The 231-nt window shown below is 69.3% G+C and carries 1 protein-coding gene; it reads right to left on the bottom strand.

Translation table 11 applies throughout. The features are described 5' to 3' along the window. The coding region (locus AU465_RS32685) for a formate--tetrahydrofolate ligase (protein ID WP_192257109.1) at window positions 1-231 on the bottom strand (231 nt) is incomplete at both ends.

Raw genomic sequence — 231 nt, 5'->3', positions numbered from 1 at the left:
GGGCATGGTCATGATCTCGCCGCAGATGATGACGACGAAGCCGGCGCCGGCCGAAAGCCTGACCTCGCGCACCGGCACGGTGTGGCCGGTCGGCGCGCCGCGCAGGTTCGGGTCGGTCGAGAAGGAGTACTGGGTCTTGGCCATGCAGACCGGCAGGTTGCCGTAGCCGGCCTGCTCCCAGGCATGCAGCTGGTCGCGGATCGACTTGTCGGCAATCGCCTCGTCGCCGCG

Origin of the sequence: Mesorhizobium silamurunense (genome assembly GCF_014843905.1) — a bacterium.
In the GTDB taxonomy this organism is placed as follows: Bacteria; Pseudomonadota; Alphaproteobacteria; order Rhizobiales; family Rhizobiaceae; genus Mesorhizobium; species Mesorhizobium silamurunense.
The sequence above is the reverse complement of the archived record's forward strand: the minus strand, read 5'-3'. Positions and strand labels throughout refer to the sequence as shown.